Raw genomic sequence first — 8498 nt, forward strand, 5'->3', positions numbered from 1 at the left:
AGACGCTCGAGCGCCTTGCAAACGGCTGGCCTAGCAGCGAAATCCATACCCTTATGCCGTGGAGCTACAAGGCCTGAACGGCCTCAGCTTGCCGCTTACAGCGCACCCACGACGCGCTTGCGATTTTTCTGCATAAACTCCTCCTATCGATAAAACGGGTTCAGGTTTTGGTTCGCCGGGACAAGCCGGCATATCGAAACGCGATAAAGGTCATGAGGCTAGCTGCGGAGAACGCATTCAGATTGACAAGCGTTGCAAGATCATCTGCCGACCAGGATTGCAGCCCCGCGCCCAAAAATGTGCGCGAGCAGAAAAACGCGATAAAAACAAGAATTGCAGTTACATATTGCCAGCGCTTTTCGTCTGCACGGAACGAGATGGTTGCCAGCATGATGCACGCCGCAAAGAAAAATTCGGTGCCGGATTGGTCGCCGAATATCGCCGTTTCAAACAGGGTATCAAACGTTCCCACAAGAGGCAGCGCCACGCGCGCAGCCAGATTGGACTTCTTTGCCAAAAGTGGGATCAAAAGGAAAAACGGCAGCGATAGCAGCGTAACGAGCGATGCCTCAGCAGCACCGGCATCGACGAGATACCAGACATAGAGCGGATAAAACGGCTTATTCAGGATGATGACCCAGGCAATGGTCAGTGTCGCCTTCGTCAGGTCATCGGTTACGGCCAGGCCCGTCCGCCTATCGTCTCTTCCAAGCTCCATCAGACCGTCTTCTCCGTTAGCGCCTAGTTGGCCGCTGGCCTAGATACGAAGAAAAGGCCCGTTTGGTTTCAGTGGCGGGACAAAAGTGCGATGGCGGTTCCCGAAATCGACACGCAAAACGGATGTAGCGCTCGTCTATCCCTCATTTTTCGTTTTCTGGCCAAGTGGCGTCCTGCAACACTTAACGTCGCTTGGCGTTAGAGACGACACAAACTACCAGAAGCCACAGGGCTAGAAGGATGACACCGTGAACCTGCCGAAGATCAACCGCCTCGTGTTACAGAACCTGATCGCAGGCCTCAGCGATGGGCTGATATTGCTGGAAACCGAAGGAACGATCGCATGGGCCAACAAGGCAGCACTGGAGATGCACCGCATAGAGACCGTGTCGGAGCTTGGCGCCGACGCCGAAAGCTACAGGCGCAATTTCACGCTTCGCTATCGCAACAATCATCTTCTCGACGAAGGTCAGTATCCGCTTGAGCGGCTACTTGCCGGAGAGACATTCGAAGATGTGACAGTGGAGATATCGCCAAGTGACAATGCGGCTGAATGCTGGGTCCATACCTTGCGTGGCCTTATTCTTGAAGATGACGGCGCAAAACCCGATGTGCTGGTGCTGATCATTCGCGACGAGACACCGCGCTTCGAGGCTGAAGCGCGATTCGAGAGCGCCTTTAACGCCAATCCGGCGCCGGGTCTGATCTGCCGGCTGGAAGACGAGCGTTTCATTCGCGTCAATCAGGGTTTTCTGGAAATGACCGGCTTTAACCGCGAGGAGATCATCGGTATCAGCGTCAAGGAACTCGGGTTGTTTTCCGAGTGCGAAACCGGTGAGGATGCGCTGAAGCGTCTGCATGAAGGCCGGGTAATTCGCCATCGCGAGGCGCTCATTCCCATTCCGGGCGGTGACAGGCTGGTGATCGTGGCAGGGGAAACAATCGCGGTTGCCGAAGAGCCCTGCATGCTGTTCACCTTCGCGGATCTCGACGGGCGCCGGAAGGCACAGAACGCGCTTCGCCAGAGCGAAGAAAGATTCTTCAAGTCCTTCCGTCTGTCGCCCGCGCCGGCGGCAATTTCCAGGCTGAGCGACTTCGTGCTGACGGAGGTCAATGATGCCTTTCTGACGCTTTGCGGTCACATGGAAGCCGAGGTGATCGGCAAAACCGCAAGCGAGTTGCGATTGTGGGACGATGTGGCAGCACGACGCGATATCGAGAAACGGCTGAAGGACAATATCCCTATCCGGAATGAAAATCTGCGCATGAACCTCGCTGATGGCGGCGTAGCTGAGTGCATCGTTTCGGCAGAACGCGCAGAGATCAATGACCAGCTTTGCGTCATCTGGGCGATACAGGACGTTACGGAACGGCGAAGATCCGAAAACGAGCTGATCGAAGCCATCGAAAGTGTCATGGCCGACACCTCCTGGTTCAGCCGTACCGTTGTTGAGCGGCTCGCGGGGCTGCGGCAAAATTCGCGCGGCGCCACATCGACCGCATCGCTGAAGGATCTCACGGATCGGGAGGAGCAGATACTATCGCTAATCTGTGACGGTTGCAGCGACAAGGAAATGAGCGATCGGCTGAACCTCTCCAAACACACGATCCGCAACCATATCGCGTCTCTTTACGGCAAGATCGGTGTCAACCGCCGAACCGCGGCGGTAGTCTGGGCGCGGGAGCGTGGATTTGTCGGCAGTAAAAAAAATAGCGGCTGAACCCGCAAATTAGGTCAATTTGTACCAGTCGAACTAGTAGCTATTGCTCTGCCAGCGGCGATTTTGCCGGCCTATCTTTCCATCATGCCGTTACCAACAGCGGCACCCTCAAAACGATGGAAGGAACTCGTCATGGACAACAACCGTATCGAAGGCATCGCCCGTCAGGCAAAGGGCAGCATCAAGGAAGCGGCTGGAAAGATCACCGGAAACGACAAGCTTCAGGCGGAAGGCAAAGCCGAAAAACTGGCGGGCCAGGCGCAGGAGAAGCTCGGCCAGACCAAGGACGCCGTCAAAAAGGCATTCAAGTGAACCGCTGATGTTCAAGGTAGGAGGTTTCACCATGATGCTTGCTTGTGAACTGACCCCGGCCACAAACTGCCTCCCCCAGGACGTCAGCCTGTGTGCCGCCTTGCAAGCCGTGCTCGCCTATGCCGATGGACAGGAAGACAGCTCGATCTCCGTCACATCCGTCGAGGGCAGGATCGTGCTCTCGGGCGAAGTGGAAACACTCTCTGCCTTCGAACGGGCGGTCATCATCGCAGAATGTTTCGCATCGCGGCCGATCATCGCCGATCTGGCGATCCGGCAGCGCCCCCATACCTATCTGGATGCCTCTGCCCCACGCATCCAACTTGTAAAGAATAACAGGAGTGACAAACAATGAAGAAACTCGTTCTTGCAACTGCAATCGCAACTCTGGCCATCGCCCCACTCGCTTCCGCCGAAACGAAGCACAGCGGCAAGCGTGCAACGGAAACCGCGCAGAAGGAACGCGTCGGCACCCTGTCCTGTGAAATCGCCGGTGGCGTCGGCCTCGTCGTCGGCTCCAGCAAGGCGGTGAGCTGCGAGTTCCGTCAGCGCTCCGGCAAGACGGAACGCTACACCGGCACAATCGGCAAGCTTGGCCTCGACATCGGTGTGACCGGCAAGACCTATATGAGCTGGATCGTGCTCAATACGGCGGCAAGCCGCGTTGGCGACGGCGCGCTGAGCGGTGATTATGTTGGCGCATCTGCCGGCGCGTCGGTCGGTGTGGGCGTGGGCGCCAACGCGCTGATCGGCGGTAACGCAAAGAACTTCGCGCTGCAGCCGATCAGTGCCGAAGTTGGTACCGGCGTGAACTTGGCTGCTGGCGTGTCCCACCTCCAACTGAAGCGAGCGATTTAATCCGTCCGTCTCCGCGGTCGTATGGGGTCGTCAACGGCAAGCGCGTCGCGTTCATCGCGGCGCGCTTTTTTAGAAGCGTGTGGCAGCCTGGAAAAATGCTTTTTGCCTCGGCCGTTCAACCCCTCCGTCGGACTTTGAGGAATAACCCTCGGAGCGCGTGCCGCCTGCGAATAGATCGTCTCGCCCTCAACCACCACAAAAGTTTCTTCAAGTTCGCGGCCGAGGTAGTTGTAGGTGGCGGGCTCCGTCTTCCAGACGGCGACGAGCGTACCGTTTTCGATGTCGTCCTGCCAAATCGGACGGCGGCCGGAACCTCCAAAACCAATTTCCTGCCGCTCCAGAAGAATGACGTCAACGCCTTCCCTGGCCAGTTCGAGCGCGCTGGTCAGCCCGATATAACAGGCACCGACAATGCAAATATCTGCCTGGATAAGACCGGAGAGTGGTTCCGTAACCGGTGCGGAAGCGCCCGTCGCATACCAGAGCGTGGCGCCAAAAGGCGAGAAAGAAGACATCAGCCCGAACTCTCAATTCAAATCGCTGCGAGCATTGAGCGCGTCGCGAAGTCCGTCGCCAATGAAGTTGGAACTCGTGACGTCGAGCGTGATGGCGACACCGGGTACTATGGCGAGCCAGAGCGCCCTGTCGAGATATTGCTCGGCACCGCTCAACATGTTGCCCCAGCTTGGCAGCGGCGGCTGAATGCCGTAACCCAGAAAACTGATGTAGGCCTCAAGAAGAATGGCGCGCGCCACCGTCAACGTCGCCGCGACGATGGTGGGCCTGGCAGCATTTGGCAGTAATTCCCGAAACAAGATCCAACCATTGAGCAGACCAAGCATGTGGGCTGCCATCACGAAGTCTCGCTCACGCAAGGAACGGACCTCTGCCTCGACCAAGCGTGCAATCTTCATCCAGGACATATGCCTGAAGCCGGCCCGTCCGATCGTAACTGTCCGCTGCCTGCGCGCCTATTTTGCCTTTTCCAGATGACCACCAAAGGCATTGCGCATTGCCGAGAGCACTTTGCCGGCAAATTCGGCCTCACCACGTGACGAGAAGCGCTCGAACAGCGCCGATGCCAGCACGGGAGCCGGTACGCCCGTTTCGACAGCCGCCTGCAGCGTCCAGCGCCCCTCGCCGGAGTCCGAAACCCGGCCACCATACTGGTCTAGATCAGGGTCCTGCTTCAGGGCCTCGGCCGTCAGATCGAGCAGCCATGAGCCGATGACAGACCCGTGCCGCCAGACCTCCGTCACGGCAGGAAGATCGATATCGAACTGGTAATATTCCGGATGGGCGAGAGGGGCCGTTTCCGCATCCGCCGCGCGGTTCTGCATACCGGCATTGGCAGCCTTCAATATGTTCAGACCTTCGGCGTAGGCCGCCATGACACCGTACTCGATGCCATTATGAACCATCTTGACAAAATGTCCCGCCCCTGACGGTCCGCAATGCAGATATCCCATTGGCGCCGTGCCGGTAACGGGATCGGCAACAATGCCCTGGCCAGCTCCGGGGGCGAGCGACGCAAAAATCGGATCGAGCCGTTGCACGGCAGCCACCGGGCCGCCAATCATCAACGAAAAGCCGCGCTCCAGCCCCCAGACGCCCCCGGATGTGCCAGTATCGATGAAATCGACACCTTTGATGGCAAACTCCGCCGCCAGGTCAATCGCATCACGATAAAACGAATTGCCGCCATCGATGACTGTATCGCCCGCAGAAAGTTTCACTGCAAAGTCACGGGCGATTTTCGGCGTAATCGCAGCGGGAAGCATCAGCCAGACTGCACGCGGCGGTGAAAGCTTCGCAACGAGATCGTCCGGCGAGGTGGCACCGGTCGCGCCTTGCCTCACCAGCGCAGCGACATTTTCGGGATTGACATCGAAAACCACACAATCATGACCATATTTCAAAAGGCGGCGCACCATATTTGCGCCCATCCGTCCAAGCCCAACCATTCCGATCTGCATGTTGCAACTCCTTCTTTCCTATGCGCTATGGACGCTTCATTCACCGAGACGAACGGTAAGAGCCCCGTTTTACCAAACTCCCGCGTTCACCCAAAAGCAGGTGAAGACGATCTGGCTGCACGCTATGTCCTGCATGGGCCAGTCAAAAAAGTACGAGCGCAGAATGCAGTACCACTTCGCATCATCATACGGCGCATGTCCACATCGGATGCGGCCTTACCGGTAAGCTAGGTACTGGCGAAATGGCGCACAACTAAAGATTTGGTAATTTAATCCACACAGCACGTTGGACATTTTGGACCGCGGGACTAAGACGTAGCCATAGGGGATCAGACAGACTTGGCGAAATGATTGGTCAAACCCACAAATTGGACCCGCCGCACCCGGTCGTGATACCGTGCGGCAAGATTTGGCACCACCATGCGACTTGGCACCATCACAAACCTGGCTTATGCCGTAACGCTGATACTGACGACAGTATCAGCCACCACATTCATTTTGTCGGCAAGAAGCGCCTCCCAAGAGCGCGCGGCAATCGAATCTCATCTCGAATTAAACGATCTTGCCGAGGAACTGGTGATCATCGCGGACGAGCGCGCCGAGGAGGCGCGTCTTTACGTTATGCGAGGCGACGAGCAACATCTGGCAAAGTTCTATGTCGACGAAGATCAGGAAAATCACCTCGAAGAAGCCTTGGATAAACTGTCTGCGCGCGGTGCCTTGCCGCAGGAAGAAGGATTGTTTCAGGATATACGCAAGAGCGCTGACACTCTGGACGCGATGGAACGAGAGGCCATCGCTTCTTATCGCGCCGGGCGCCAGAACGAAGCGCAACAGGTCCTGTTCGGTGACGAGTATTATCAACTGCATACAAGTCTGCTGAATAGCGTTGCAAATGTGAGAGAGACGGTTGCGGCACGCACGCAGGCAACAGTTGGCCAGGCCAAAAGCCGAAGTGATTTCTACGGGTCTATCGCCAAGATGATGCTTGCCCTGACCGCACTGATGTTTTTGGCCGTATTGTACTTTGTCCTCAGCAGACGGGTTGCCGCGCCCCTTATCAGAATGAGCAATATCGTCATGCGCCTTGCCCGGCAGGACTACAGTATAGAGGTACCAGACGAAGGGCGACGTGACGAAATTGGAGAAATGAACCAAGCCATTCGCATCTTCCGCAGCAACGGGTTGGAACGGGAACGGCTTGATGCAGAGCACCGCAGGAACCAACGCATCAAGGACCTAATCCTGCAAATGATGCATCGAATTCAGGCGTGCCAGAATCAGGATGAATTGTCCGACGTCGTTGCGAAATTCATGCCGCAGATTTTTCCCGCTATCGCGGGCCGGCTCCTTGTGCTCAAGGAAAACAGTACACTTCTCCAATCGACCGGAAAATGGTCCGACCCTTCGTTTTCCTCGTCTGATTTTTTGATCGATGATTGCTGGGCTCTGCGTCGCGGACGTCCCCACACCAACAATCCCGACGGGGACGACGTCGTCTGCCATCACCTCCAGGGGATTTTCGGAACCGGTCTCTGTATACCGCTGACCGCCTTGGGGGACACCGTCGGCCTGTTGTACCTCGAAATTCCCGCAAGAAATGAAGCACTGGAGACAGAGCGACTTTATCTGGAACTCCTCGCCGAGAATATTGGTCTTGCCGTCGCAAACCTCCAACTGCGGCAGCGGCTGGTTGGCATGGCCAGACACGATGCCTTGACCGGTCTCCTGAACCGTCGGTCTCTTGATGAGGCGCTGAACAAGCATATTGAGAAGCCAGACGATTCACTGGCCTGTCTCATGCTGGATATCGACCATTTCAAGCGCTTCAACGACCGCTTTGGCCACGATGCCGGTGACGCGGTGATGCAATATGTTGCCCAGGTCCTTTCCGAAGCCGTCGGCGAACTGGGTGAACTATTCCGTTTCGGCGGCGAGGAATTCACTGTGTTGATGCCGGCTGCGGGTATTGAAGATGCCATCAAGGTTGCGGAGAGACTCCGGCATGCGGTTGAACGCGCGCCGTTCAAATATCGTGGTCGCCTGCTTGACCCGGTTACCGTATCTGTCGGTATTGCAACCGCACCGGCGGGAGGGACAGTGAGTAGCGTGCTGGAACGAGCAGACGCCGCACTCTTGAACGCCAAACAGAACGGTCGCAACAAATGGGTATCGTCCGACGCGATGTGAACGAGGGGCTTGGCGCCCCCAGTCCGTCAATAAACCGCCTCACGCCATGGGCATCGACGGCTCCTGCCAGCACCCGTTAGAAATCAAAATTGCACGCCTGTCCGACCGACGGCAGGCCATGATCTGGAAGGCTAAATACCAAGGACAGCGAAAACGTGTCGTTCGCTCGTCTGGGCCGTGCCGTATGATGGCTTAACCACCATAACAGGCTCCGTGAACCGAAAGAATCGAGATCAACGGCAAATTACCATGAGGCCCGTATCCACTCGCGTGCCGAACGCCTCCATAATCCCGGCAACATTATCGGGAATGTCGCTCTATCAATTTACCGGCGTGATGCACGGCATTCGCCTCAACCACATGGCCCGCATTCGCTTGAGAGTCAGACTATGAACCGGAGACAAGCGGCCACGCACATTCACATCCGAACATTGTGCAACGCACAAAGTTCGGAGGAATAGGCATGGAATTCGGATTTTTAGATACATATCATCCGAAAAAATTCGTCTAAAACTCTCCCAACTCAAGGAGAGAGACCATGACGGACACGACATCAGATTTTGATGGGTCAACAATTGCCCTGGAGGCCGCAGAAGAACCCGCATGGACAGCTGCGACCTGGTTTGCGGTTCTTTCGATGGCGGCCACCAGTTTTGCGCTGGTTTCGGCCGAGTTCCTGCCAGCGGGATTGTTGACGCCCATGGCGCGCGATCTCGGCATTACC

At 56.7% G+C, this 8498-nt stretch carries 7 protein-coding genes and 3 pseudogenes; 6 read left to right on the forward strand and 4 right to left on the reverse strand.

What is annotated here, in order from left to right:
• Nucleotides 1-160 precede the first annotated feature (160 nt).
• On the reverse strand, nt 161-718 hold the full coding sequence (locus tag PL597_RS25530) for a hypothetical protein (protein WP_137411081.1): 558 nt from the start codon (nt 716-718) through the stop codon (nt 161-163).
• A gap of 247 nt (nt 719-965) precedes the next feature.
• Here PL597_RS25530 and PL597_RS25535 point away from each other — a divergent pair, with 247 nt between their 5' ends.
• The 4 genes from PL597_RS25535 (at nt 966) to PL597_RS25550 (ending at nt 3608) form a co-directional block, all read left to right on the forward strand.
• Nucleotides 966-2438, forward strand: a complete 1473-nt coding sequence (locus tag PL597_RS25535; protein ID WP_137411082.1) for a PAS domain S-box protein — start codon at nt 966-968, stop codon at nt 2436-2438.
• Nucleotides 2439-2570: 132 nt separating this feature from the next.
• Entirely contained in the window at nt 2571-2750 is a 180-nt protein-coding gene (locus PL597_RS25540; protein ID WP_077984902.1) for a CsbD family protein, read from the forward strand.
• A 7-nt stretch (nt 2751-2757) separates the two neighbouring features.
• On the forward strand, nt 2758-3105 hold the full coding sequence (locus PL597_RS25545; RefSeq protein ID WP_077984901.1) for a BON domain-containing protein: 348 nt from the start codon (nt 2758-2760) through the stop codon (nt 3103-3105).
• Nucleotides 3102-3608: a DUF992 domain-containing protein gene (locus PL597_RS25550; protein WP_271366607.1), complete on the forward strand. Its 507-nt coding sequence runs from the start codon at nt 3102-3104 to the stop codon at nt 3606-3608. Before PL597_RS25545 ends, PL597_RS25550 begins: the two co-directional genes overlap by 4 nt.
• A gap of 302 nt (nt 3609-3910) precedes the next feature.
• On the opposite strand, the pseudogene PL597_RS25555 reads toward PL597_RS25550, so the two are convergent.
• From PL597_RS25555 to gnd, 3 genes and pseudogenes are all read right to left on the reverse strand, one after another.
• Nucleotides 3911-4123: pseudogene (locus PL597_RS25555) on the reverse strand (FAD-dependent oxidoreductase); the annotation flags it as partial.
• A 12-nt stretch (nt 4124-4135) separates the two neighbouring features.
• Nucleotides 4136-4528, reverse strand: a pseudogene (locus tag PL597_RS25560) (ABC transporter permease); the annotation flags it as partial.
• 51 nt (nt 4529-4579) lie between these two features.
• The gene (gene gnd / locus PL597_RS25565; RefSeq protein ID WP_137411085.1) at nt 4580-5584 is read right to left on the reverse strand and encodes a phosphogluconate dehydrogenase (NAD(+)-dependent, decarboxylating); all 1005 of its coding nucleotides are present in this window, start codon (nt 5582-5584) and stop codon (nt 4580-4582) included.
• Between the two features lie 420 nt (nt 5585-6004).
• On the opposite strand from gnd, the gene PL597_RS25570 reads away from it, so the two are divergent.
• Together PL597_RS25570 and PL597_RS25575 are read left to right on the forward strand one after the other, a co-directional pair.
• Entirely contained in the window at nt 6005-7774 is a 1770-nt protein-coding gene (locus PL597_RS25570; RefSeq protein ID WP_271366609.1) for a diguanylate cyclase, read from the forward strand.
• A gap of 538 nt (nt 7775-8312) precedes the next feature.
• Nucleotides 8313-8498 (forward strand): annotated as a pseudogene (locus PL597_RS25575) (MFS transporter); the annotation flags it as partial.

It is taken from the genome of Agrobacterium sp. ST15.13.013, assembly GCF_027956525.1.
Classification (GTDB): domain Bacteria; phylum Pseudomonadota; class Alphaproteobacteria; order Rhizobiales; family Rhizobiaceae; genus Agrobacterium; species Agrobacterium salinitolerans.